The organism is Synechococcus sp. OH20 (genome assembly GCF_047502685.1).
In the GTDB taxonomy this organism is placed as follows: Bacteria; Cyanobacteriota; Cyanobacteriia; order Thermostichales; family Thermostichaceae; genus Thermostichus.
Window position 1 is genome coordinate 1 of the sequence record NZ_JANSIQ010000046.1, and the last position, 23,080, is coordinate 23,080.

Sequence of the window (23,080 nt, forward strand, 5' to 3'; positions counted from 1 at the left end):
TCAGAGGGTGCTATCCATCCCCACCCGGGTGGGGAATTCCGCACCTTACGTTAAAGTTTAAGGTTGAGGGTCTTCTCGGAGGTTGCGATGAGCCATCCAGCCAGCCCAGCGCTTGCACCGGCAGAAACCTCTGCCCCCATTCATGTGGTGGGCGGGGGGTTGGCGGGGACAGAGGCCGCCTGGCAAATCGCCCAGTTGGGGTTGCCTGTCCTCCTTTCGGAGATGCGCCCCGTGCGCCAGAGCCCGGCCCACCACACCGATCAGTTGGGGGAGCTGGTGTGCAGCAACTCCTTTGGGGCTGCGGCCAGCGATCGGGCGGCAGGGCTGCTCAAGGAAGAGCTGCGACAACTGGGATCCCTGGTGATGGCGACGGCGGATCGCCATGCCGTGCCGGCAGGAGGGGCATTGGCGGTGGATCGGGCCCGCTTCAGCCAGGCTCTCACGGCAGCCATTCAAAACCATCCCCGCATCACTCTGCGCCGGGAGGAGGTGACGGAGATCCCGGAGGGCATTGCCGTCCTCTGTACCGGCCCTCTGACCAGCGATCCCCTGGCTAAGGCGCTGCAAGCCTTTACGGGCCTGGAATACCTGAGCTTTTTCGATGCTTCTAGCCCCATTGTCGCCGGGGATTCCTTGAACCGGGCGGTGGTGTTTCAGGCTTCCCGCTACGACAAAGGGGAGGCAGCCTATCTCAACTGCCCTATGACGGAGGCGGAGTACGAACGGTTTTGGCAGGCGCTGGTGACGGCGGAGCAAGCGCCCCTCAAGGATTTTGAGCGGGAGGAGCGCAAGTTTTTCGAGGGCTGCCTGCCGATTGAAGAAATGGCGCGCCGGGGCAAAGAGACTCTCTGTTTTGGCCCTTTGAAGCCGGTGGGCTTGGTGGATCCGCGCACGGGATCCCGTCCTCACGCGGTGGTGCAGTTGCGACAAGAGGACAAAGCAGGGCAATTGTGGAACCTGGTGGGTTTTCAAACCAACTTGAAATGGGGAGAACAGCAGCGGGTTTTTCGGCTCATCCCCGGCCTGGAACAAGCGGAGTTCGTCCGCTTTGGGGTGATGCACCGCAATACGTTTTTGAATTCGCCCCAGCTTTTGTGGCCAACCTTGCAATTTCGTCGCCGACCGACGCTGTTTGCCGCCGGCCAGTTGGTGGGCACCGAAGGCTATGCCTGTGCTGTGGCGGGAGGGTGGCTGGCCGGACAGAACGCTGCCCGCCTGGCCTTGGGGCTGCCCTTGATCACGCTGCCCCCTGAGACGATGATGGGATCCCTGTTTCAATTCATCAGCAGCGCCGATCCCAGGCATTTTCAGCCGATGCCGGCCAATTTTGGCCTGCTGCCAGAGCTGGAGGGGCGGAAGCTCCGCAACAAGCAGGAGCGCTATGGCCGCTACCGGGATCGGGCTTTGGCTGCTCTGACGGCAACCGGGCTGGTGCGCCAAGCGCAAAGTGCTTGAGGGAGCTGCGGGCAGTTCCAACGGTTGCATGAAGTCAAAGCCGAGATTGAGGGTTAAGTTGAAATTGCACAGATAAGCCCTGCAGAGGCCGATTGCGTTGGCGGGACGGAGTCCTTTGTGGAAAACACGCTGTGAATATTCTGGTTATCAATGCCGGTTCCAGCAGCCTCAAATCCTCTCTGTTCCTGACGGTTGAGGGCAAGGTGGAGGCCGCCCCCATCTGGCAAGCCCAGGTGGATTTCACCTACAAGCCGGGGGAGGCCCTCATCCAAACTCGCCGGCGAGGCGGTGGGTGGGAGCCTTTTCCCTCCGCTTCACCCGAAGGGGGGATCGGCCAATTGGCCCCGCTGTTTCAAAGCCTCTGGCAAGGGGAGGGATCCCTGCTGGCAGAGGCAGGTGAGATCGACGGCGTTGGCCATCGGGTGGTGCATGGGGGATCCCTGTACCGGCAGCCCACTTTGATTACGCCGGAGGTGGAACGGACGATCGAGCAATTGATCCCCTTGGCGCCGGCCCACAACCCTGCCGCGCTGGCCGGCATTCGTCTGCTGGGTCAACTGCTGCCGGGGATCCCACAGGTGGCCGTCTTCGACACGGCCTTTCACCAACAAATGCCTCCGGCAGCGGCCCTCTACCCCCTCCCCTATGCCTGGGCTGAACAAGGGATCCGCCGCTACGGGTTTCATGGCATTAACCACGAGCATTGCGCCCGCCGCGCTGCCGAGATCTTGGGCCGACCTCTGGCAGAGTTGCGGCTGATCACCTGTCACCTGGGCAACGGCTGTTCGTTGGCCGCCATTCGCGGAGGCAGAAGCGTGGATACCACCATGGGCTATACCCCTCTGGAGGGCTTGATGATGGGATCCCGGTCGGGGTCGGTGGATCCGGGCATTCTCATCCATCAGTTGCGCCAGGGCATGAGCGTGGATGAACTGGATCGGATCTTGAACCGAGAATCAGGGCTGAAGGGCGTTTCCGGCCTGAGCAGCGATATGCGGGTCATCTTGGAGGCAATGGAAGCCGGCCATGCCCGCGCCGAGCTGGCTTTTGATCTGTTTGTTCACCGGCTGCGCAGCCAAATTGGGGCCATGCTCATGAGCCTGGATCGCTTGGACGCGCTGGTGTTCTCTGGAGGAATTGGGGAAAACTCAGCGCCGGTGCGGGCGGCAGCCTGTGCAGATCTGAATTTTTTGGGGATCCAAATTGACCCGGTTTTAAATGTCGGATCGCCCCGCAACTGCGATATCAGCACTTCCGATGCTCCGGTGCGGGTTCTGGTGATCTCAGCCCAAGAGGACTGGGCCATGGCCACAGCCTGCCAGAGACTCTTGCAAGGAGAATAGGCAAAGGATTCTAAGGTCTCTTTCGGCCCGATTTTCTCCTTTTCGATGACCGGCTCGGTCGAGATAACCCCTGGGCTAGGAGTCGAACCTTTTTCGGCCAATTCCACTGCCCCCATCTTTACAGCTCCCCTCTCCCCCTGGGAGAGGGGCTGGGGGTGAGGGGGCTGGGGGTGAGGGATGCCCTAAACTCAAAACCAAACTCATTTGAGGTCATGGGAAACGATGCAGCCTGCGCAACACACACACAGACGGATCCCCTTGCTGGTGCTCCTGAGCGCCGTTTTGGCAGGATGCGGGGGGACAACCGACAGCAGCAATCCCCTACCCTTGCCGCCGCCGATACCGGCCCCCTCCCTCACCATCACCGATCTCTCCCCGCGCACCATCTCGGTGGGGCAAACTCCAACTTTTGTGGTGTCCTTCCGGGTGGAAGCTCCGGCTGGGATCCGGGGTTCCAACGCCTTTTTGGCTTCCGTCACCACTCCCCTAGGCAATTTCGTTACTTTAGGGGCTTTCGACGCTGCTCAATTGCCCGGCTGCTTCGTGGGGGCCACCACCTGCACCGTGACAGGGCTGACCCTAACCCAAAATCGCTTTACCCTCACTCAAACGGGATCCCATCAGCTCACCATCAGTGTGTTCGATCGGCAGGAGCGGCTGGGCAGCGGCAGTTTCACATTTAGTGGAGTGCTTTGAAAATAGAATACAAAACATGAATCCCACCCGGATCCCTGGGGATTCAAAACTCTGGGCCCTATCTTCAGGGAGACTCTGAACCCTCTAGCTGAGGAATCAGCCCGCTTCGGTCAAACTTGAACAACCTCACCTTTCCTGAGAGGATCGGGTTTTGTCGCTTCAAATCAAATGGGTCGTCAGTTGAAGATAAAGAGGCGTAGGTACCGAGCCGGACACTATAGTCGTTTCAAACCAGATTGAGACGCTTTGCCCCCCTCACCCCTAGCCCCTCTCCCCTTGTGGGAGAGGGGAGCTAGAGATCAACCAGCAAGCGGTTCTGTAACTGTTTGCAATGACTATATCTCAAGTAGAACGGAAAAGGGATGTGATTCGGAGAGCTCAACTCCGGTGATCTCAGTCAGCACGAACCTCTGTTCAGAGGAATAGGTTACAGTTAACCCAAAGGATAACAATTTTGACGAAAAAGACATCTTCTCCTTTTCCTGAGCTGACTTTTCGATAAGCTGAAGCCGCTCACAAGAAACGGAGGCCTTGAGTCGTGGAGCATGAAATCGTGTATCAACTGACTTTAGAATGGGCCGAAGCCGATCGGCGTCGATCTCAAACGGTTTCGCCTGTCCTCGCCAAGCTGGTCACCATCGGTCGGGATCCCGGCTGCGATGTGGTGCTCAACGACCCCACTCGCTCGGTTTCAGGAATGCATGCCGGGCTTTATCTCGATCCCAAAACTCTAAAGTTTTACATTCGCAACTTGACGCGGGATCGTTTGCCGCCTAAGCAGTCCAACCCCATTTGGGTGAATGGCCGAAAAATCATTCAGGAAGAGCTTGCGCTTGAGGCCAATAGCCAAATCCAATTGGGGCGTATTGTGCTGTGCGTGAAGTCTATAGAGGTTGCCAGGAAAGATCAAGGGGTGTCCCTGAGTCGTGGCACTTTGGACACCCTCAAGGTTAAGTGCAGCCGCCTGGAAAACCCTCACTACCTGCCCCCGGAATATCAGGGCCAAAATTGCCCCTATTGCGGACATTTGGTTTTGAGTGCTTCGCTGGTGATCCCTCCTCCAGAGGCTGAAAAGGCTTCTCAATCTCCTGCCTAGAGAACCAAACCGTTCCATTTTTCTCCTGGATCCCAGCAGTTGCAAAAGGGATCCCAAGCCAAGTCCAAGGTGACTCGTGAGGTTACGTTGTTCTGTGTTGTTCTCGATGGCCTCGTCACGATTTACAGAGGTGAACAAAAGCTATGCAAATTCAACTGAGCTGGGAAGATCCCATCACCGAAGAACAGCAGGAGCCAATTTTTCCATTGCCTCTCGCCTTGGGCAGAGAGCTGGCCCAATTGCCACAGGAATGGCAGGGGCAAGAAGTGGCCAGAGCGGTATTTGCCAGCCAGGAGATCTCCCGTTACCACGCCCTTATCTATCTCGGTGAGGGTGGCCAGGTCATCTACGAGGATCGCAGTGCCAACGGCAGCCGCATCAATGGGGAAAAAATCCGACAAGCACGCCGGGTGCTGCAGGGCGGGGAAGTGGTGGAGCTCGGCCCCTACAGCATCACCGTCAGTTTGCTGAGGGATCCCAACGCCACCCTGTTGATCGGCACCCCTACCCTTTTGCTGGAGCCCCGCACCGACCTCATTCGCCCGGCCACCCAACCCGACACCGCATTTGAGGTTCCCCCGGCTTCCACGGTGGTTTTCGCCCCGGAGCAACTCCCCGAGGTGCGGGCCAGCTCAGACTTTCCGCCACCGGACTTGTTTCGAGCCGAGCAAATTGCCCTGAGCGCTCTCAAAGCCACCGGCCTACCCGTGGAGGAGACCCTCTATTTGGCGTTGGGCGGCGGTATGGGCAGCTTTGTCTGGGTGGATACCCTGCGCATCTATGGGGTCAGATCCGAACACATCCGCGTCATCAGCATTGCCCGCAAACCCTACGAACGGTATGAACGGCTGTTGACCAACTGCCAGATCCCCCGTTGGAAGCGAATTCGCTCCGGCTCCGATTCTTGCCCGGACAACATTTGGGGCTGGCCCGGCTATGCCTTGCGAGATGCTTGGCGCTCTTTTTTCTCCGGCCGATTGTTGGAAGCATTTGGCTTTTTGTGGCAAGTGTTTAGTGAACCTTTGCTGGCCGATACTTACACGCCGCGGGCGGGGGATGTATTCGCCTCGATGGATCGGGAAGCGGCTCGCATTGGCTGGGATCAAATGCTTTGTTACGGCCATATTCGCGCCATTCGCAAAACGGAGGATGGGCGATATGTGGTGGCCTATTCGGCAACGCGCCCCGGCCACCCAGATCACCGCTTTATGGTGGCCAAGTACCTGCATTTGGCGACTGGGTATCCGGCTATCAAATTGCTCAACGACCTGCAAGAGTTTCGGGAACAAACAGGAGATTTGAAATCTGTAGTACATGGATACGAGCCCCATGATCACGTTTATGAGCAATTGGAAAAACAGGGCGGCACGGTCTTGATCCGCGGATTTGGGATCGTCGCTTCCCAGGTGATGGAGCGCCTCTACCAAGCCCGCAAAGTCAACCCCCGCATCTCGGTGGTGCATCTGAGCCGTGCGCCCAAAGGCGGCAATCGCTTCGGACGGGCCAAACGGGCGGTGGAAAACCATTGGGAGTTTCAGCCTTTCAACTGGCCCAAAGGCACTTGGGGCGGGGTTCTGCGCGCCAAATTGGAAGCAGCAACCCCCCTGGAACGGCGCGAACTGCTGGAAGCCTGGGGCGGCACCACAACGGCAAGCCGGCGCAAGTGGCGGCGGATCGTGCGGCAAGGGCTACAGGAGGGCTGGTACTCGATTGTCTTTGGCAAGGTGGAATCGGTGGTTCTCGGCGACAAGGGCAAGCCGGTGACCTACATTCGAGGTACCCACAACAACACCCAATTGAAGGTGGAAGCCGATTTCGTTATCGATTGCACGGGCTTGGTTTCGGATCCCATGACCCATCCTCTCCTCAACGACCTGATTACCCGCTACAATCTGCCCCTCAATCCCCACGGACGCCTACATGTTTCCAACGATTTTGAGCTGGTGGAGATGCGCAACCGGGATGGGCGGATGTATGCTGCCGGGATCATCACCTTGGGTGGGCCCTATGCGCCGGTGGATACGTTTTTGGGCTTGCAGTACTGCGCCCATCGCTCGGTGGAGCACCTGGCTCGGCTGCGGGCGCCAGGCGTTAAAGGTCTGGAAGGGATCCGATCCCTGTGGCAGTGGTGCAAGTGGGCCTTGAACCTCAGCCCTTAGCCTTTGAACTGAAGCCAAACGAACTAGCGATTTTGGCCAACAAAACTGGAGGAAACAATGACACCAACTCTCATTGGCCGTTGGCAAACCCGCATTTTTTTGTTAGCTACGGTAGGTGTTTTAGCGACTTTACCCTTTTATTTTGGTCTCACCGGACATGGCGGCAGCCTCATCTATTTTTGGGTGCTGTTCTACGTAGGTCTGTTTGGCTGTGTTTGGGATGTCGTGTACAACTATTTGATGGGGTGGATGTGGGATCACGATTGGCCTGGGATCCTGCAGCTTTTGGCCGGCATTTGGGAAGGGCTTTTCTTGGGCACAGTCCTGAGGCTGGTGGGCCTTCCCCACATCCCAAGCCAACGGTTTGACCTGGGGGATTTTATTCTCCACTACAGCGTGGTCTGGGTTTGCCTTTACCTCAGCGCTTGGGTGGTGATGCGGATTTTGTTTCCCCGCTGGCGCTTTCGCGGTGGAGAGTGGCTGGGGCCATGGCCTCGCTCCGGCAACTAGAGCTGGAGGGATCCATTGCCGTTAGAATCGGGCTGGAAGAGCTCCCCGGATAAGCCTGGGTTTTGAACAGGTCTGTACAGGCTGAGGGGAGTTGAGAGTTGTTGCTAACCCAGAGTTTTGCCCCATGCAAGCCTGTACCCTGATGGCTCGCGCCAAGATCAACCTCTACCTGGAAATCCTCGGATCCCGTCCGGATGGGTATTCGGAGGTGGCGATGGTGCTGCAGAGCATTCAGTTGGCAGATCGTGTCCAGTTGCAGTGCTGCCCCCACGGGATCCACCTCACCTGCGATCGCCCAGAAGTGCCGGCAGATGCCCGCAACCTGGCCTACCAAGCGGCTGAGCTGCTGCAAAAAGAGTGTCAGGCCACTATGGGAGTGGAGATTCGCCTCGAAAAGCAGATTCCGGTGGCAGCAGGCTTGGCAGGCGGCTCGGCTGATGCGGCGGCAGTTTTGGTGGGGTTGAACCAACTGTGGGGCTTGGGCCTGACGGTGGGAGAGTTGCAGAGCTTGGCAGCCCGCCTGGGATCCGACATTCCCTTCTGTGTACAAGGGGGAACGCAACTGGCCACCGGACGCGGGGAAGTTTTGGAGCCGCTGGCCGATTGGGAAGGGATCCCGGTGCTCTTGGCCAAACCCAAGCACCTGGGGGTTTCTACCGCCTGGGCTTATCAGGCCTTTCGTTCTCGTCAGGAGAGCTTGGGGCCTGCACTGCCCACCTTGCCGCAGGTGTTGGCGGCTCTCAGCCGTCAGGATCTGCCGGCGTTGGCCAGGAGTTTGCGCAATGACCTGGAACAGGTGGTTTTGCCGGAGTATGCGATTGTGGGCGAATTGCGCCAATCGCTGCTGGCGGCAGGGGCACTGGGAGCTCTGATGTCGGGGTCGGGGCCAACGGTCTTCGGGATCATGCCCAGCCTAGAGCTGGCCGCCCAAGCCCGCGACAGCCTGCGTCGCCAGTTTCAGGATGTGGAGTTTTGGGTTACGCAGTTTGCCCCCACCGGAATTGTGCTGGAGCCGGATCCCTGCAGCCTCAGCCCCAGCTAGGGTGGATGGAGACGAAGGCCCAAAACGGAGCTCTGCAGGTACAATCCCCCTTGGCGGCGCCGTCGAGAGGGATCCCTAGATGAAGCCTTTGGCAATGGCAAGAAGCTGGCTGCTGGGCCTGGGCCTTGTCTTGGGGGGGTGGGAGCCGCCGGCCTGGGCCGGCTGCGGCTTCCCTCGCGGGGCAGGGAAAACGTTTCTCTCGCTCCAGCCCGAGGTGTACCAACCCCGCACCCGCTTTGACCAGGGGGGACGCCTACAGCAGGCCCTTTCCGAGTACGGCGAGACCCGCCTCAACCTGTTTGGCGAAACCGGCCTCAGCGATCGCCTCACCCTCAACCTCAACACCAGCTACGTTTTCCTGGAAAATCGCTTTGCCAGCGGGGCTGACACCGTTACCCAGCGCAACCAGGGCCTGCGGGATCTGGAGCTGGGCCTGCGCCACACCTGGGGAGAGGGGGATCCCTTTTTCTCGGCCCAGTTGACGGCCCTGATCCCGCCGGGATATGCCACCCAGAACACCCCCCTGCCCTTGGGCTATGGGGTTTTCGGCTACGACCTCAGCGCCGGCCTGGCCGCCTCAGGCAAGCTGGGATCCCTGCCCGCCTTTTTCGACTCCTGTCTGACCTTTCGGGACTACCTGGGCTACCCCGGCGACCGTCTCAAGGCCAACTTGACCTTTGGGACGGATCTCAGCCCTGAGGTGCAGGCCATTGTGGCTTTGGATGGCGACTTCACCCTTGGCAACGGCGCCCCGCTCCTCTTTGGGGATGTGGCGGTGCAGGATCCCGACTACAACAACCTCAAGCTTTCCGGCCAGCTCAACTGGCGCCTAGAGGGGGGGCTGACCCTGGGGCTAGGGGGGTTTCAGTTTTTGACAGGCCGCAACACCAATGCCGGCGGTGGCTTCACCGGCTATGTGTGGCTAAGTTACTAAAACTCAACAAAATGTTGCGGGATATCCACCTCGGCAACAGGGATCGGCAGAGGCAGATCTAGGATGAGACTTGGCAAACCTTGGCCTGGAGAACGGATCCCATGCCTCGCTTTGAAAACATCGTTGCCGCCATCGACGGCAGCGGCCCCACCGAGCAAATGGTGCACACGCTGCTATCTTTGCCGGCCTTTGCCCAGTGCCATGTAACCCTGCTGCATGCGGTGCCTTCCCAGACCTCTGCTGAGGACATGCGCGCTGCCTGGCAAAAGGGACAGGAGCTGTTGGCCCAGACGCTGCAGACTTTTCCCCCGCGGCCTGGGTTGAAGATCAGCACTCAACTGGTGGAAGGGGATCCCAAGGTGGTGGTGTTGCAGGTGGCCGAGTCCCTGCCCAATCCCCTGATCGTGATGGGATCCCGCGGGCGCAACCGCATCATGGCCATTTTGCAGAACTCGGTCAGCCAATACGTCTTCCAGCTCGCCTCCTGCCCCATGCTGCTGGTCAAAGACGACGCCTACGTCAAGTACCCCAGCCATGTCATGGTGGCCCTCAACAACTCTCCTGCCGCCCAGGTCGCCTTTGCCACGGCCCTGGATCTGGTTGCCGGCATCTCAGGGGCCCAGATTTTTCTGGCCTCGGTACAACTGGATGCCGATGCCCAAGGCCGGGACGAGGTTATAGACAAAGCCATTGCCACCCTCAAAAGCCGCCAAATCGGCCACCAGGTGTTTACGGCGGTCGGGGATCCCGGCACCGAGATCGTCCGCTTGGCGGAAGAGAGCAAGGCCGACCTGCTGGTGATGGGATCCCCAGATCGCCGGCCCAGCATTGCCCGCAGCATCCCCGACTTGGATCGGCTGCTGGGGCGCTCCATCTCCGACTATGTGCGGGTTCACATCGGCTGCCCCGTGCTGATGGTGCGCTCGGCCCAAGAGAAAGATTGACCGACTGCTAGATCTTTGTTCAGCTTTCGACGAGAAAAATATGGGCTGGCATCGTCCAGGGATCCAGCTTGATGTAGTTCGTGGATCCCTGCCAGGAATACTGCTGGCCATCCAAAAGGTCGATCACCTTGAAAGTTTGCCAGTGTTCCAAACCCAAAGCCCCCAGGTTGAGGGTGACCCAGCCGGATTGAATGTGAAACGGATCCAAGTTGACCGCCACCAAGATGCGGTTGCTGCCATCAAAGGTGCGCTTGGAATAGCAGATCAGGGCCTCGTTGTCGGTGGGGTGAAACACAAGGCTCCAGTCGCTTTGCAAAGCCGGGTTTTGCCGTCGGATCCGGTTCACCTGCGCGATCAGAGGCCGCAAGTTATCCGGTGCGTCCAGATCCCAGTGACGGATTTGGTATTTTTCCGAGTCCAGATACTCTTCGCTGCCGGGGCGGAGGGGACGGTTTTCGCAGAGTTCAAAAGCGGGGCCGTAGATGCCGTAGCTGGCCCCCAGCGTGGCCGCCAGGATGAGGCGCAGCATAAAAGCCGGGCGTCCCCCCTTTTGCAAGAACTCGTTTAGAATGTCCGGCGTGTTGGGCCAGAGGTTGGGGCGATAGTACTCCCGCATCGGGGTTTGGGTGAGCTCGGTGAAGTACTCCGTCAGGCCCCACTTGTCGTTGCGCCAGGTGAAATAGGTGTAAGACTGGGTGAAGCCCAGCTTGGCCAAGGATTTCATCAGTTTGGGGCGGGTGAAGGCTTCAGACAAAAAGATTGTCTGCGGGTGCTTGGCCTTGATCTGGCCGATGCACCACTCCCAAAAGCCAAAAGCCTTGGTGTGGGGATTATCAACCCGAAAGATGGTGACTCCCTGGTCGATCCAGTATTCGATAACGCTTTTTAACTCCTCCCAGAGGGCCTGCCAGTTTTCCGTCTCAAAGTCGAGGGGGTAGATGTCTTGATATTTCTTGGGCGGGTTCTCCGCATATTGAATGGTGCCGTCGGGCCGCTTTCTAAACCATTCCGGGTGCTCTTTCACATAGGGGTGATCCGGCGAGCACTGGAAGGCGATGTCCAGGGCGATGTCGATGTTGAGTTTTTTGGCCTCCGCCACCAAGCGATGAAAATCCTCTAGAGATCCCAGTTGGGGATGGATGGCCTTGTGCCCGCCTTCTGGCCCGCCAATGGCCCAGGGAGAGCCCACGTCCTCCGGCTCTGCCGTCATAGAGTTGTTTTTGCCCTTGCGGAAGGTGCGCCCGATGGGGTGGATGGGGGGCAGGTAGAGCACATCGAAGCCCATCTCGGCAAGCAGCGGCAGGCGGGCGATCACATCCTGGAAGGTGCCGTGGGTGTGCTCGTCAGGGCCGCAGGAGCGGGGAAACAGCTCGTACCAGGTGCTGAAGCGGGCCTTCTCCGGATCCACCCAAACCCGTCGCTCCGGGTAGGCGGTGACGAAGCGGCGCTCGCCGTAGAGCTGCATCAGGGATCCCAGGGTTGGGGAAAGGGCGATCTCGATAGCCGGATCCCCGCCTTGGCGGAGCATTTGGGCGTAGTTGCGCAGCTTTGCCGCCAGATCCCCGCTTTGAGCCTGGGCGGCCCGCTCCACTAGCTCCGCCCCGATCAACAGCTCCACCGCCACATCCTGCTCGGCAGCCACCCGCTTGTGCAGATCCTGCTGCCAGGTTTTGAAGGGATCCACCCAGGCCAAGATGCGGTAAAAGGCTTGGCCGATTTGTGTGACCTGAAATTGGGCCCGCCAGCGGTCGTTGCCGATGGGCTCCATGAAGAGCTCCTCCCAGTCTGTTGCCCCGGCCTGGCGAAAACTGAGCACCGCCGGGAGTTGGTCGTGGCCATCGGCGAAGATGTCCGCCTCCACCACCACGTACTCCCCCACCGTTCGCTTGATGGCGTAGCGCCCACCGTCGATTTCCGGCGTCACCGCCTCGATGATGGCCCGTTGTCGACCTTCCGCTGGCCACATAGGATTAACCTCGCCCCTTTTCAAAAATGCTCTGCCCGGCTTGGAGGGCCTTGCCTGCCGCTTCAGGATTAGCCCGCTGTTACCGATACATCTTCGATGCGCAGAGCCGGAAAGGCCGTGGTGCCGTTGAAAACAGTTACCTCTTGTGAGATGGCGGAGATATTGCGCAAACAATCGTAGAGGTTGCCGGCAATGGTGGTCTCCAGGATGGGGCGCTTCTCGCCACCTTTGACCAAAAAGCCCCCCTTCACCACTCCGGAAAAATCGCCGGTGATCGGGTTGCTGCTGCCGGAAAGCCGCGTGACGATAATGCCCCGCTCCATCGCATACAGCTCAGACAAAGGGGTTGTCCCCGGGGCCACGCTCAGACAGGCCGGCCCCACGCCCGGCAAGCTGCCCGCCCCCCCTGTGGCATGGCCGTTGGAGGGAACGCCGGCAGCCCGGCCTTCGTAGCTGTTGTACATGAAGTTGCAGAGGATCCCTTCGTGGATCAGGGGGGTAATTTGGCGTGGCATCCCCTCGCGGTCGAAGGGCTCGATGGGGTGGCCGGGCAAGCCCAGCCCCTCGGAAACCAAGGTCAACAGGGGGCTGGCGATCAGGGATCCCATCTTCTGCGCCAGGGGGCTTTTGCCCTTGCGCACCGCGTCCGCCCCCAGCACAAAGAGGAGGTCTCCCAGAAACTCCTCCACCACATCCGGCGGCAGGACGATGGGGCCGCGAAAACTCTCCCCCTCCCTAGCCCCTAGGGCCCCCACACACTTTTGCACAAAGCGCTCAAAAGCCCGCTCCAGCGCCGGCAGCAGCTCCGCCCGCTTCTGCACACTGTCGCCGTCGTAGGCAAAGCTGCCCACCTCGTCCCCATCAATGGCCATGCCAAACAGGGATCCACCCGCCTCGACGCTGTGGTAGTTGGCGCGGATGCCGGTGGAAGAAGCAATGGCCACGGTATCCTCTTCCACGCTGAAGGAGCCGCTGTCGATGGTGATGCGGGGGTCTTGGGAGCGCACCCACTCCACCAGTTGGGATCCCAGTTGCGTCAGCTCGGCAGCATCCAGTTCCAGCAGGCCTGGGTCGAGGGCAAAGGGCACCTGGGGCAGAGGCTGGGGATCCGGCAGGCCGTTGAGGGGATCCGCCGGCGAAGCCTTGGCCATGGCCACCGCCTCAGCCGCTGTCTCGGCCAGCTCTTCCGGGCGGTTGGAAGTGGCAAAGCCCAGCCTGCCGCCGCAGAAAACCCGGATGCCGAACAGGGTCTCGCTGCTGCTGCGGGCCAGGTTGAGGTCATTTTTCTCAAAAGTTACTTCCGTCTCACGGCCTGAGTTGGCAAACACCTCTGCTTGGTCGGCCCCGGCAGCCAAGGCCTTTTGCACACCCTGTTCGCAAAGATCCAGCAGGTTTTCAGGAGCAATGACGGAGCCGGCCATAGAATTTGAGAGCTGCAAGAGAACAGTTCTATTATCGACCCTGCTGCCAAGACCTGCCCCAACAGCAGGGGGCAGATGATCTCAACCGGTCACTTGAGCTTGGGATCCGTTTGCCGGCAGCTTTGCGGATCCCTGGCGCATCAGGGCTGCTCCAGCGGCTGATCCGAGAACAGCAAGGGGGCAATGTTGGCGGCTTGGTTGAGTGGGATCTCGTCGTGGATGGCGTACTGATAAAACTGATCCAGCCGCTGACACAGACCTTCTGGGGTCAAAGCCTGTACATTGGAGCTGATGATGTAGCTCTGGGCAGGAGAGGCCCGAAACGCCTGAAAGGCTTTGCGACAAAACGCCTGCTTGGCCTCAGGATCCGCCTGGCGCCACTCCGGCCCTGTGAGTTTGCCAGAGAGTGCCGGCTCGGTTGCTGCCCAAGCGCTGGACGCCACCAGGGGCAGTCCCGTTGCCCAAACCAGCCAGGCCAGGAGGAGCAGCAATACCTGCTGCCAAGAGAACCCAAGCCGTTGCTTGTGCTGCACCATAGGTGGATATGCTAAGGGAAGGAGCTTGGAATGCCGAAGCATCCTTAGCGATCCTATCGCCCCCGGTCTCCCCCATCCAGCCGAGGACAGCCCTGGAGCAAGGTTGGCAAGCAGCTCTATGGCTCGCAGCAAACCCCGCCAAAAACAGCGCTTTCCCCATCTGCTGGGCTCCAAGTGGACTTCTGTCCAGCCTGTGATGGGTTGGCGCCATTTTCAGGTCACCGCTCGCCAAGAGGGGCAAGGGGGGCTAGTGTTTGCCGAGCTGAGGGCCGTTTGCGATCCCCAGGTGCGCCTCTGGGTCAACGCCGCCACCCTCAAAAACCGGGATCTCTGGCAACCGGGCTGGACACCGCTGGAAGACGGGATCCCCTGCGGATCTGGCGGATCGTCTCTCTCCAGAGACTCAGGGATCCCCGGATCCCTCTAGCGCTGTATTCTTCTGGCTACAAGACTTTTGAGGAGAAAACGATGCCCAGGTGTGATGTCTGTGGGAAAGAGCTCAGCTACGGCGACTATCAATGGGCCAAGCGCTGTACCAATCCCTACGGGAAATCCCACCTTATCTGCTTCGACTGCTACAGCGGTTCTTCCTGTCCCATCTGCTCCTCCCCTCTCGAGTCGGCAGAATAGAAAGAAGTCGTTCTCAACAGCCGCTTTTCCTCTCCCGGTGAGCCAAGCTCTTGGAAGGAAGTTGGCAAAAGTCTCGCTGGTGTTCCCAAGGGAGCCGCAACAGTGCGCATTGGCCAGGGCTATGACATCCACCGTCTCGTAGAAGGGCGCCCCCTGATCCTAGGCGGGATCCGGATCCCTTACGAAAAGGGTCTGTTGGGCCACAGCGACGCCGACGTGCTCACCCACGCCATCATGGACGCCCTCCTAGGAGCCGCCGCCCTGCGGGACATTGGCTACTACTTTCCCCCGGAAGAGGAGCGCTGGAAAGGGGCAGACAGCATTCTCCTCTTGCAGCAGGTGGTGCAGTTGGTAAGCCAAGAGGGCTGGCGCATTGCCAACGTCGATAGCGTCGTGGTGGCAGAGCAGCCCAAGCTCAAGCCCCACATCCCCGCCATGCAGGCTCGTCTAGCTGAGGCCATGCAACTATCGCCCAAACAAGTAGGCGTGAAGGCCACCACCAACGAAAAACTCGGCCCCGTCGGCCAGGGAGAGGCCATGGCTGCCTTTGCCGTCGCCCTGCTGGTGGAACGCTGAGCTGCCGGCTTGCGGAAAGCACCTGGCCGTTGCCCTGCCCAAGCTGCCAAACTGGCAAGCAATCGCTCCCTCAAAAAACCAATTGGCCCCCATTGTCGTGAAACCCCCTGCCGCCTCGATCCCAGCTCCCCTCTCCCTCTGGGAGAGGGGCTGGGGGTGAGGGCCTCCGGGAGAGGGGCCGGGGGTGGTCGCGTGAGCGGCGCGGAGCGCTTGGGCCGCCGGCGGGCCCCCTCAAACTTGCTCGGATACTCAGCAAAGGAAATGGCAGGCCAAAGCAACACCTCAACAGAGCAGCTCAAGAGCAGCCTTTTTGCCCCCCTATTCCTAGGGATCCTCCTTCTCTGGCTTAGCGCCTGTGCTGCCCCCGCCCGCCCGCCCCACCTGATTGCCACCGTCACCTCGGATCCCAAAACCTTCAACACCTATCTGGCCACCGAGAGCTCCAGCCGCGACGCCATCGCCTACCTGGAGGCGGGCCTGGTCACCCTCGATGAAGATACCCTCCTGCCCAAGCCGGAGCTGGCGGAAGGCTGGGAAGTGTCTGAGGACGGCTTGCGCTATGTCTTCACCTTGCGGGAGGGGCTGCGCTGGTCGGACGGGGAGCCCCTGACAGCGGCAGATGTGGACTTTACCTTCAACCGCATCATCTTCGACGAGCGGATCCCGACCTCGGCGCGGGATGTGTTACGCATCGGCGAGGCGGGGGCGCTGCCCCAGGTGCGGGCCTTGGACGAGCGGCGGGTTGAGTTTGTCCTGCCGGAGCCCTTTGCCCCTTTCCTGTTGCAGGCCGGATCCCCTCTCTTGCCCAAGCACATTCTGCAGCCCACTGTGGAGCAGGTGGACGGCCAGGGCAACCCCCTCTTTCTCCAGACCTGGGGAGTTGACACGCCGGTGCAAGAATTGGTGGGGGCCGGCCCCTACATCTTGCAGGAATATACCCCCGGACAGCGGCTGGTGTACCGTCCCAACCCCTACTACTGGAAAGGGGAAGGGATCCCGCGCATCGAGCGGGTCATCCTGCGCATCGTGGACTCGGAAGATACGGCCCTGTTGCAGTTTCGCTCCGGCGAGACCGACGTGTTTTCGGTGCGAGGCAGAGATTTTCAGCTCCTGAAGCGGGAGGAAGAACGGGATCAGTTCAGGATTTACAATCTCGGCCCCACCCTCAACAACAATTTCTTTGCCTTCAACCTCAGCCGGGCCCGCAACCCCCAAACCGGACGGCCCTTTGTGGATCCCGTCAAAAGCCGCTGGTTCAACGATTTGAACTTCCGCCGGGCGGTGGCCCACGCCCTGAACCGGCAATTTTACGTCGAGAGCGTCCTGCAGGGGCTGGGCGAGATCCAGCACTCGGTCTTCTCCCCCGCCAGCCCCTTTTACCTCAGCCCGGCAGAGGGCCTGCCCACCTACGACTACGATCCCGAAAAGGCGCGGCAACTGCTCTTGGCTGCCGGCTATACCTACGACGCCGAAGGCCACCTACGGGATCCCGACGGCAACCGCGTCCGCTTCAGTCTCATCACCAACGCCGGCAACAACCAGCGGGAGGCCACCGGCGCCCTGATCAAGGCCGACCTGGCGCGGATCGGCATCACCGTTGACTTCACCCCCATCGCCTTCAACACGGTGGTGCAGCGCACCGACAGCCGCGACTGGGAAACCTTGTTGCTGGGCTTTGGCGGCGGCGGCACCGAGCCCAACAACGGCTCCAACATCTGGCGCAGCGATGGCCGCCTGCACCTGTTTAACCTGGGGGATCTGCCCGGCAATCCCGCCGAAGGAGTGGAAGTGAGCGATTGGGAGCGGGAGATCGACCGCATCTTTATTGCGGGGGTGCGGGAGCTGGACTTTGAAAAGCGCAAGGCCCTCTACGACCGCTTTCAAGTGATCATCCAGGAACAACTGCCCCAGATCGGCACCTTCAACCCCCTGGTGCTCTCGGCCCTGCGCAACCGCCTGCAAGGGGTGGATCCCCGCCCCATCCTCGGCCCTCTCTGGAACCTGGATCAGCTTTCCATCCAGGACATGCTGCAGGAGCGGTAGCCTACCTCACCGTCAGCTCCACCTCCCCCGTGCTCCTGAGGACGTTGATCCCCACCCCTCCTGCCTGGAGATACAGGCCGATGTCCAGGGATCCCCGCCCCACCTGGATGTTCTCAAGAGTTACATGGGGCAGCCACAGGGGCAGGGTGAGGCGCAGCGGTGGGAGTGTCAATCTCATGCAAAGGTGAAGTCAACAGCATTTCCGGGCGCTGACCGTAGGAGCACTGCTTTCCAGGGCGAGCTTCTCACCCACGGCATCAGCTACAACATTCCTCAGGGCCAACGCCGGGGGCGCAATTCAGAGCCAGGCCCAACCCCTATCGTAGCCGAAAGGGCTACACCCCGCCGGCGCGTTCGCTGCTGGAGAGGCCTACCGGGGGCAGGCATGATAGGAAAATGGCATCCTAGCTGTGGAGGGTTTGCCCACATCCATTCATGCTGGAGCACGACATTGTCATCGTTGGCGGGGGGCTGGCCGGTTGCCGGGCGGCTTTGGAGGCCATGCGGCGGGATCCCGGCCTCGACCTGGCCTTGGTATCCAAAACCCATCCGATTCGCAGCCACTCGGTAGCAGCGCAGGGGGGCATTGCCGCTGCCCTGCAAAATGTCGATCCGCGAGATTCCTGGGAAGCCCATGCCTTCGATACCGTCAAGGGATCCGATTATCTGGCGGATCAGGATGCGGTGGAGATTCTGGCCCGAGAAGCCCCTGAGGTGATTATCGATCTGGAGCACTTGGGGGTTTTGTTCTCCCGCCTGCCGGATGGCCGCATTGCCCAGCGGGCCTTTGGGGGACACAGCCACCCGCGCACCTGTTATGCCGCCGACAAAACCGGGCACGCCATTTTGCACGAGTTGGTGAGCAACCTCCAGCGTTTTGGGGTCAAGCTCTACAGCGAATGGTATGTGCTGGAGCTCATTCTGGAAGAAAACCAGGTCAAGGGAGTGGTGATGCTGGAGCTGGCCAGCGGACGGCTGGAGGTGGTGCGAGCCAAGGCAGTCATGTTGGCCACGGGCGGCTATGGGCGCATCTACAACTCCACCTCCAACGACTTTGCCTCGACCGGCGACGGCATGGCGATGGTGGCGCGGGCCGGCCTGCCTCTGCAGGATATGGAGTTTGTGCAGTTTCATCCCACGGGCCTGTATCCGGTGGGGGTGTTGATCTCGGAGGCGGTGCGCGGGGAGGGGGCTTATCTGATCAACGGGAAAGGAGAGCGCTTTATGGCTGCCTATGCCCCCAGCCAGATGGAGTTGGCCCCCCGGGATATCACGTCGCGGGCGATTGTTACGGAGGTGCGGGCCGGACGCGGGATCGACGGAAAAGATTTTGTCTATTTGGATCTGCGGCATCTGGGGGCAGAAACCATTCACATGCGGCTGCCCTTTTGTTGGGAGGAGGCCCATCGCCACCTGGGCATCGATGCGGTTGTGGATCCCATTCCGGTGCGACCGACGGTGCACTACTGCATGGGCGGGATCCCGGTGACGGTGGATGGGCAGGTGCTGCGGGATGCCCATACCCGCGTGGAAGGGCTGTTTGCTGCCGGTGAAACGGCCTGTGTTTCGGTGCATGGGGCCAACCGGCTGGGCAGCAACTCTCTTCTGGAGTGCGTGGTCTTCGGGCGGCGCACAGGGGCAGCTATGGTAGAAGCCGTCAGGGGGCGAGCCTTGCCGAAGTTGGACGAGGGATCCCTGCTCAACCAGGCCGCCGAGCGGATCGCCAGGCTGCTGGAGCGATCCGGGGCAAGCCGCATTGATCAGGTGCGGCGGCAGTTTCAAGATTGCATGACCGAGCATTGTGGGGTCTATCGCAGCGAATCGGTTCTTCAAGAAGGGATCCAAAAATGGCACCGGATCCGCCGGCGTTACGAGCAGGATTTGCGCCTGGACGATCGGGGCAGCGTGTGGAACACCGAGCTCATCGAAGCCCTTGAGCTGGACAACCTCATGACGGTGGGGGCCTTGATCCTCGCCAGCGCTCTGGAACGGCGGGAAAGTCGCGGCTCCCACGCGCGGGAAGACTATCCCCAGCGGGATGATCAACGGTTTTTACAGCACACCTTGGCCGCTTTTCGCGAGGGATCCCCCCAGATCAGCTATCGTCCCGTGGTGATCACCCGCTTTCTTCCTCAGGAGCGGAAATACTAACTTTCCAGAGGTATCCCAAGCCGATTAGGATCGCCCCATCAAGTTTTTCCACGGCTATACCTACTCCGGCCACCCGGTTGCCAGTGCCGCCGGCTTGGCCACCCTGAACCTGTATCAAGAAGAAGGCTTGTTGGAGCGGGCCGCCAGCCTCGCCCCCCTCTGGGAAGAAGCTCTCCATTCTCTGCGGGGCTTGCCCCACGTCATCGATGTGCGCAACCTCGGCTTGGTGGGGGCCATTGAATTGGAAGGGATCCCTGGCCGACCGACAGCGCAGGCTTTTGAAGCTTTCTTACGCTGCTACGAACGGGGCGTGCTGATCCGCACCACAGGTGATACCATCGCCCTTCCCCCACCTTTGATCATCGAGGAAACCCACATTGAACGCTTGGTCGCCACCTTGAGACAAGTCCTTCAAGAGCTGCCCTAGGGAGTTGGGGCGCTCCTTTGGTTGGCCGTCGGCGTTGGCGAAGGGCTGGGAGTAGGACTGGGGCTAGGCGAAGGCGATACCGAGGGAAAGGGATTGGGGGTGCCGGCTGGCGTTGGTGAAGGGGAAGGGCTGGGCGCAGGCAACACCCGCAGAGGAGCCTTGGCGGAGGCGATGCGGCCTTGGGTATCCGCCACCATCGCCGTCACTTCATACTCCCCGGTGGGAGCAGAAGCGGGAATGGTAATGGGGATGGTGCCAATGCAGGTTTTGCTGTTGGCCTGACAGCCGACGGCAGCGGCGGTGAAATCAAACGTCAGCGTGAGAGGGTTCCGCCGGATTTCCACCCGGAAGCTGATGCCAGCTCCCAAACCCGCAGGAGTTGTCACGGCCACCAAGACATTAAAAGGAACCGTCTGTCGCGCGTCCGCCAGCGATACCACGGCAATCGAAGGTGGCTCCGCCGAGAAGGATGCGGTGGGGGAAGGACTGGGGAACGGATTCAAGAGGGGAGTGGGGGTCGGGGTGAGCAGAGGCGTCGGGACGGGAGTGAGCGTCGGGAGGGGACTGGGGACGAGAAAAGGCGTGGGCGTCGGTGCCACAACCGTTACCGGCACAGGAGTAATGGTAACCGAGGGTTGCTCGCGGCCATCTTCTTGGCAGGCCACCAGTGACAACGACACAAAAGCGGCTACACTGGCTTTCATCGCAGAGATTGCCAACATCCAGCTCTGACGGAACCTAGGGGGCTGCTGTTTCATGGGCTTTGGCTCCTCACAACACAAGCTTGGGGGTTTGTTAGGAAAACCGAGTCTCGGCAGCGTTCAACTCAAAAACCCGCATTGTCCTGCTCCCTCAACCGCGAAAGCAGAGTCTCGCAAGTGCTCCTAACACTATAGATAGAGCCTCAATTTTTTGCAAACACTACGGGTGTCACCAATCGCATGGGATCCGCCTTGGCGGTGAGATCTCAAGAGCGCTCGGGTTAGACTGATAAGTGCCACAGCAAGAGGGGATCCATGGCAGCAAAGGTGGAAGCAGAACCATCGCCAGCTCAGGAAGGGCCCAAAGAGGCCTGCGGCGTGTTCGGCATTTTGGCCCCCGGCGAGGAGGTGGCCAAGCTGACCTACTTTGGGCTGTTTGCCCTGCAGCACCGCGGCCAGGAATCGGCGGGGATTGCCACCTTTGAGGGGGCCTTTTGCCGAGTCCACAAGGCAATGGGGCTGGTTTCCCAAGTGTTTGACGAGGTGAACTTAGGCCAGCTCAGCGGCGATCTGGCAGTAGGCCACACCCGCTACTCCACTACGGGATCCAGCCGCATGGCCAACGCCCAGCCGGTGATTGTGGAAACCCGCTTGGGGCCGCTGGCTTTGGCTCACAATGGGAACTTGGTCAATGCCGAAGAGCTGCGCAGAGAACTGGAAGCTGCCGAGTGCCACCTCACCGGTAGCACCGACTCGGAATGTATTGCCCACACCATTGCCCAGGCAGTGAACCAAGGTCAAGACTGGGTGGGAGCCACCTGTCAAGCTTTGCGCCGCTGCCGCGGGGCTTTCAGTCTAGTTATCGGCACGCCAGAGGGTCTGATTGGGGCGCGGGATCCCTACGGCGTGCGTCCGCTGGTGTTGGGGCTTTTGAGCAGCAACCCCGCCAGACAGGAGCTGCTGCAACCGCAGAGGCTGGGGATCCTCTGCAGCGACGGCACGCTCAACCACCCAGAAGCCCAGCCACTGCACTACGTGTTGGCTTCGGAAACCTGTGCTTTGGATATCATTGGAGCGGATTATCTGCGCCAGGTGGAGCCGGGGGAGCTGGTGTGGATTGACCGTCAAGGGCTGCAATCCCTGCGCTGGGCGGAGGCCAACCCCAAACTGTGCATCTTCGAAATGATCTACTTTGCCCGCCCCGACAGTTGCATGCACGGGGAGAGCCTCTACTCCTACCGGGTGCGGCTGGGAGAACAACTGGCCAAAGAAGCTCCGGCAGAGGCCGACTGGGTGATCTCGGTGCCCGACTCCGGCACACCGGCAGCCATTGGCTATGCCCGCCAACTGGGGATCCCCTACACGGAAGGGCTGATTAAAAACCGCTATGTGGGCCGCACCTTTATTCAGCCCACCCAGTCGATGCGGGAGCGGGGCATTCGCATGAAGCTCAACCCCCTCGAAGACGTGCTGCGGGGGCAGCGGATTGTGATTGTAGACGACTCGATTGTGCGGGGCACCACCAGCCAGAAAATCGTCAAAGCCCTGCACCAGGCAGGAGCTACGGAGGTCCACATGCGCATCTCCAGCCCCCCCGTTACCCATCCCTGCTTCTACGGCATTGACACCGACAGCCAAGACCAGCTCATTGCCGCCAAGTATTCGGTAGCAGAAATTGCCGAGAAAATCGGGGTGGACTCATTGGCCTACTTGAGCTGGGAAGGCATGCTGGCCGCCACAGGTCGGGATCCCAATTCCTTTTGCTCGGCTTGCTTTACCGGCCACTACCCCATCCCCATTCCTGAGGGGCTGAAGCGCTCCAAGCTGGCTTTGGAAACGGTAGCCAGCCGCAAAGATCGCTAGCAAGGTTGCCCACCAGGATCCCCGTTAGACTGGGAGAAGAGGCTTTGAAAAATTACACTATGGGCTTGCGTCTACACCAAATAGGGGATCCCATCCTGACGCAGGTGGCTGAGCCGGTCGCCGAGTTTGGGACGCCGGCTTTGCAAAGCCTAATTGAAGAGATGCTCGCCACTTTGAAAGAGGCGCAAGGGGTGGGTCTGGCCGCCCCTCAGGTGGGATCCCCTCTCCAGATCCTCATCGTGGCTTCCCGTCCCAACCCTCGCTATCCCGATGCACCCCAGATGGAGCCCCTGGTCATGATTAACCCCCGTCCCTTGGCCTTGAGTGACGAGCAGGTGTTGGGGTGGGAGGGCTGCTTGAGCGTGCCCAACTGCCGCGGCTTGGTGGCCCGTGCCCGCGAGGTGGAGGTGGAGTATTACACCCCTGCGGGATCGCGGCAGCAGGTGGTCTGGCGGGACTTTCCGGCCCGCATCTTCCAGCACGAATACGATCACCTCTTGGGCCGGTTGTTCCTGGATCGGCAGCCGCAGCAACTGCTTTCCGAGGCCGACTACCAAGCCCGGATTTTGGCCCAGCCCCCTGCCTGA

General features: G+C 60.4%; 21 protein-coding genes. 16 read left to right on the forward strand and 5 right to left on the reverse strand.

Annotation, left to right across the window (positions count from 1 at the left end):
• Positions 1–87: 87 nt before the first annotated feature.
• The 9 genes from trmFO to NW826_RS10370 all read left to right on the forward strand — a co-directional run bounded on the left by trmFO (position 88) and on the right by NW826_RS10370 (position 10,179).
• A complete protein-coding gene (gene trmFO, locus NW826_RS10330) occupies positions 88–1,455 on the forward strand; it encodes an FADH(2)-oxidizing methylenetetrahydrofolate--tRNA-(uracil(54)-C(5))-methyltransferase TrmFO (RefSeq protein WP_414335374.1) in 1,368 nt (455 codons plus the stop codon).
• Between the two features lie 131 nt (positions 1,456–1,586).
• Positions 1,587–2,798 carry an acetate kinase gene (locus NW826_RS10335; protein WP_414510081.1) on the forward strand — a complete coding sequence of 404 codons (1,212 nt, stop codon included), beginning with the start codon at positions 1,587–1,589 and terminating at the stop codon, positions 2,796–2,798.
• A 222-nt stretch (positions 2,799–3,020) separates the two neighbouring features.
• A complete protein-coding gene (locus tag NW826_RS10340; RefSeq protein WP_414338976.1) occupies positions 3,021–3,494 on the forward strand; it encodes a hypothetical protein in 474 nt (157 codons plus the stop codon).
• 538 nt (positions 3,495–4,032) lie between these two features.
• On the forward strand, positions 4,033–4,590 hold the full coding sequence (locus NW826_RS10345) for an FHA domain-containing protein (RefSeq protein ID WP_414510082.1): 558 nt from the start codon (positions 4,033–4,035) through the stop codon (positions 4,588–4,590).
• 143 nt (positions 4,591–4,733) lie between these two features.
• Positions 4,734–6,749, forward strand: a complete 2,016-nt coding sequence (locus NW826_RS10350; RefSeq protein WP_414349268.1) for an FHA domain-containing protein — start codon at positions 4,734–4,736, stop codon at positions 6,747–6,749.
• 57 nt (positions 6,750–6,806) lie between these two features.
• Positions 6,807–7,259, forward strand: coding sequence for a hypothetical protein (locus tag NW826_RS10355; protein ID WP_414510083.1), 453 nt, complete (start codon positions 6,807–6,809; stop codon positions 7,257–7,259).
• A 124-nt stretch (positions 7,260–7,383) separates the two neighbouring features.
• Entirely contained in the window at positions 7,384–8,301 is a 918-nt protein-coding gene (gene ispE / locus NW826_RS10360; protein ID WP_414349272.1) for a 4-(cytidine 5'-diphospho)-2-C-methyl-D-erythritol kinase, read from the forward strand.
• A gap of 79 nt (positions 8,302–8,380) precedes the next feature.
• Positions 8,381–9,235: a hypothetical protein gene (locus NW826_RS10365; protein ID WP_414510084.1), complete on the forward strand. Its 855-nt coding sequence runs from the start codon at positions 8,381–8,383 to the stop codon at positions 9,233–9,235.
• A gap of 101 nt (positions 9,236–9,336) precedes the next feature.
• Positions 9,337–10,179 carry a universal stress protein gene (locus NW826_RS10370; RefSeq protein ID WP_414335360.1) on the forward strand — a complete coding sequence of 281 codons (843 nt, stop codon included), beginning with the start codon at positions 9,337–9,339 and terminating at the stop codon, positions 10,177–10,179.
• A 19-nt stretch (positions 10,180–10,198) separates the two neighbouring features.
• Here NW826_RS10370 and NW826_RS10375 read toward each other — a convergent pair whose 3' ends face one another.
• The 3 genes from NW826_RS10375 to NW826_RS10385 form a co-directional block, all read right to left on the reverse strand.
• Positions 10,199–12,145 (reverse strand): alpha-1,4-glucan--maltose-1-phosphate maltosyltransferase, encoded by a 1,947-nt coding sequence (locus NW826_RS10375; RefSeq protein ID WP_414510085.1) that lies wholly within the window; start codon positions 12,143–12,145, stop codon positions 10,199–10,201.
• Positions 12,146–12,213: 68 nt separating this feature from the next.
• Positions 12,214–13,566, reverse strand: coding sequence for a TldD/PmbA family protein (locus NW826_RS10380; RefSeq protein ID WP_414427123.1), 1,353 nt, complete (start codon positions 13,564–13,566; stop codon positions 12,214–12,216).
• 140 nt (positions 13,567–13,706) lie between these two features.
• Positions 13,707–14,102 carry a hypothetical protein gene (locus NW826_RS10385; RefSeq protein ID WP_414334649.1) on the reverse strand — a complete coding sequence of 132 codons (396 nt, stop codon included), beginning with the start codon at positions 14,100–14,102 and terminating at the stop codon, positions 13,707–13,709.
• 118 nt (positions 14,103–14,220) lie between these two features.
• Here NW826_RS10385 and NW826_RS10390 point away from each other — a divergent pair, with 118 nt between their 5' ends.
• The 3 genes from NW826_RS10390 (at position 14,221) to NW826_RS10400 (ending at position 17,351) form a co-directional block, all read left to right on the forward strand.
• Positions 14,221–14,529: a TIGR02450 family Trp-rich protein gene (locus tag NW826_RS10390; protein WP_414510086.1), complete on the forward strand. Its 309-nt coding sequence runs from the start codon at positions 14,221–14,223 to the stop codon at positions 14,527–14,529.
• A 305-nt stretch (positions 14,530–14,834) separates the two neighbouring features.
• Complete coding sequence (ispF, locus tag NW826_RS10395) at positions 14,835–15,308, forward strand: 2-C-methyl-D-erythritol 2,4-cyclodiphosphate synthase (protein WP_414334653.1); 474 nt, start codon at positions 14,835–14,837, stop codon at positions 15,306–15,308.
• A 261-nt stretch (positions 15,309–15,569) separates the two neighbouring features.
• A complete protein-coding gene (locus NW826_RS10400; RefSeq protein ID WP_414334655.1) occupies positions 15,570–17,351 on the forward strand; it encodes an ABC transporter substrate-binding protein in 1,782 nt (593 codons plus the stop codon).
• A 1-nt stretch (position 17,352) separates the two neighbouring features.
• On the opposite strand, the gene NW826_RS10405 is transcribed toward NW826_RS10400, so the two are convergent.
• Positions 17,353–17,529, reverse strand: coding sequence for a hypothetical protein (locus NW826_RS10405; protein ID WP_414369175.1), 177 nt, complete (start codon positions 17,527–17,529; stop codon positions 17,353–17,355).
• 257 nt (positions 17,530–17,786) lie between these two features.
• Here NW826_RS10405 and NW826_RS10410 point away from each other — a divergent pair, with 257 nt between their 5' ends.
• Entirely contained in the window at positions 17,787–19,502 is a 1,716-nt protein-coding gene (locus NW826_RS10410) for a succinate dehydrogenase/fumarate reductase flavoprotein subunit (protein WP_414338417.1), read from the forward strand.
• Positions 19,503–19,539: 37 nt separating this feature from the next.
• Positions 19,540–19,929, forward strand: a complete 390-nt coding sequence (locus NW826_RS10415; RefSeq protein ID WP_414510092.1) for an aminotransferase class III-fold pyridoxal phosphate-dependent enzyme — start codon at positions 19,540–19,542, stop codon at positions 19,927–19,929.
• On the opposite strand, the gene NW826_RS10420 is transcribed toward NW826_RS10415, so the two are convergent.
• Positions 19,926–20,651: a hypothetical protein gene (locus tag NW826_RS10420; RefSeq protein ID WP_414352308.1), complete on the reverse strand. Its 726-nt coding sequence runs from the start codon at positions 20,649–20,651 to the stop codon at positions 19,926–19,928. The two genes, NW826_RS10415 and NW826_RS10420, sit on opposite strands and share 4 nt — an antisense overlap.
• 294 nt (positions 20,652–20,945) lie before the next feature.
• On the opposite strand from NW826_RS10420, the gene purF reads away from it, so the two are divergent.
• The gene (gene purF / locus NW826_RS10425) at positions 20,946–22,493 is read left to right on the forward strand and encodes an amidophosphoribosyltransferase (protein WP_414510087.1); all 1,548 of its coding nucleotides are present in this window, start codon (positions 20,946–20,948) and stop codon (positions 22,491–22,493) included.
• Positions 22,494–22,537: 44 nt separating this feature from the next.
• A complete protein-coding gene (gene def, locus NW826_RS10430; RefSeq protein ID WP_414334668.1) occupies positions 22,538–23,080 on the forward strand; it encodes a peptide deformylase in 543 nt (180 codons plus the stop codon).

Bases quoted from the DNA above. Each gene is read 5' to 3' on its own strand.
- trmFO (WP_414335374.1), top strand. From the start codon at position 88: ATGAGCCATCCAGCCAGCCCAGCGCTTGCACCGGCAGAAACCTCTGCC.
- NW826_RS10340 (WP_414338976.1), top strand. From the start codon at position 3,021: ATGCAGCCTGCGCAACACACACACAGACGGATCCCCTTGCTGGTGCTC.
- NW826_RS10350 (WP_414349268.1), top strand. From the start codon at position 4,734: ATGCAAATTCAACTGAGCTGGGAAGATCCCATCACCGAAGAACAGCAG.
- NW826_RS10355 (WP_414510083.1), top strand. From the start codon at position 6,807: ATGACACCAACTCTCATTGGCCGTTGGCAAACCCGCATTTTTTTGTTA.
- ispE (WP_414349272.1), top strand. From the start codon at position 7,384: ATGCAAGCCTGTACCCTGATGGCTCGCGCCAAGATCAACCTCTACCTG.
- NW826_RS10365 (WP_414510084.1), top strand. From the start codon at position 8,381: ATGAAGCCTTTGGCAATGGCAAGAAGCTGGCTGCTGGGCCTGGGCCTT.
- NW826_RS10370 (WP_414335360.1), top strand. From the start codon at position 9,337: ATGCCTCGCTTTGAAAACATCGTTGCCGCCATCGACGGCAGCGGCCCC.
- NW826_RS10375 (WP_414510085.1), bottom strand. From the start codon at position 12,145: ATGTGGCCAGCGGAAGGTCGACAACGGGCCATCATCGAGGCGGTGACG.
- NW826_RS10380 (WP_414427123.1), bottom strand. From the start codon at position 13,566: ATGGCCGGCTCCGTCATTGCTCCTGAAAACCTGCTGGATCTTTGCGAA.
- NW826_RS10385 (WP_414334649.1), bottom strand. From the start codon at position 14,102: ATGGTGCAGCACAAGCAACGGCTTGGGTTCTCTTGGCAGCAGGTATTG.
- NW826_RS10390 (WP_414510086.1), top strand. From the start codon at position 14,221: ATGGCTCGCAGCAAACCCCGCCAAAAACAGCGCTTTCCCCATCTGCTG.
- NW826_RS10400 (WP_414334655.1), top strand. From the start codon at position 15,570: ATGGCAGGCCAAAGCAACACCTCAACAGAGCAGCTCAAGAGCAGCCTT.
- NW826_RS10405 (WP_414369175.1), bottom strand. From the start codon at position 17,529: ATGAGATTGACACTCCCACCGCTGCGCCTCACCCTGCCCCTGTGGCTG.
- NW826_RS10410 (WP_414338417.1), top strand. From the start codon at position 17,787: ATGCTGGAGCACGACATTGTCATCGTTGGCGGGGGGCTGGCCGGTTGC.
- NW826_RS10420 (WP_414352308.1), bottom strand. From the start codon at position 20,651: ATGTTGGCAATCTCTGCGATGAAAGCCAGTGTAGCCGCTTTTGTGTCG.
- purF (WP_414510087.1), top strand. From the start codon at position 20,946: ATGGCAGCAAAGGTGGAAGCAGAACCATCGCCAGCTCAGGAAGGGCCC.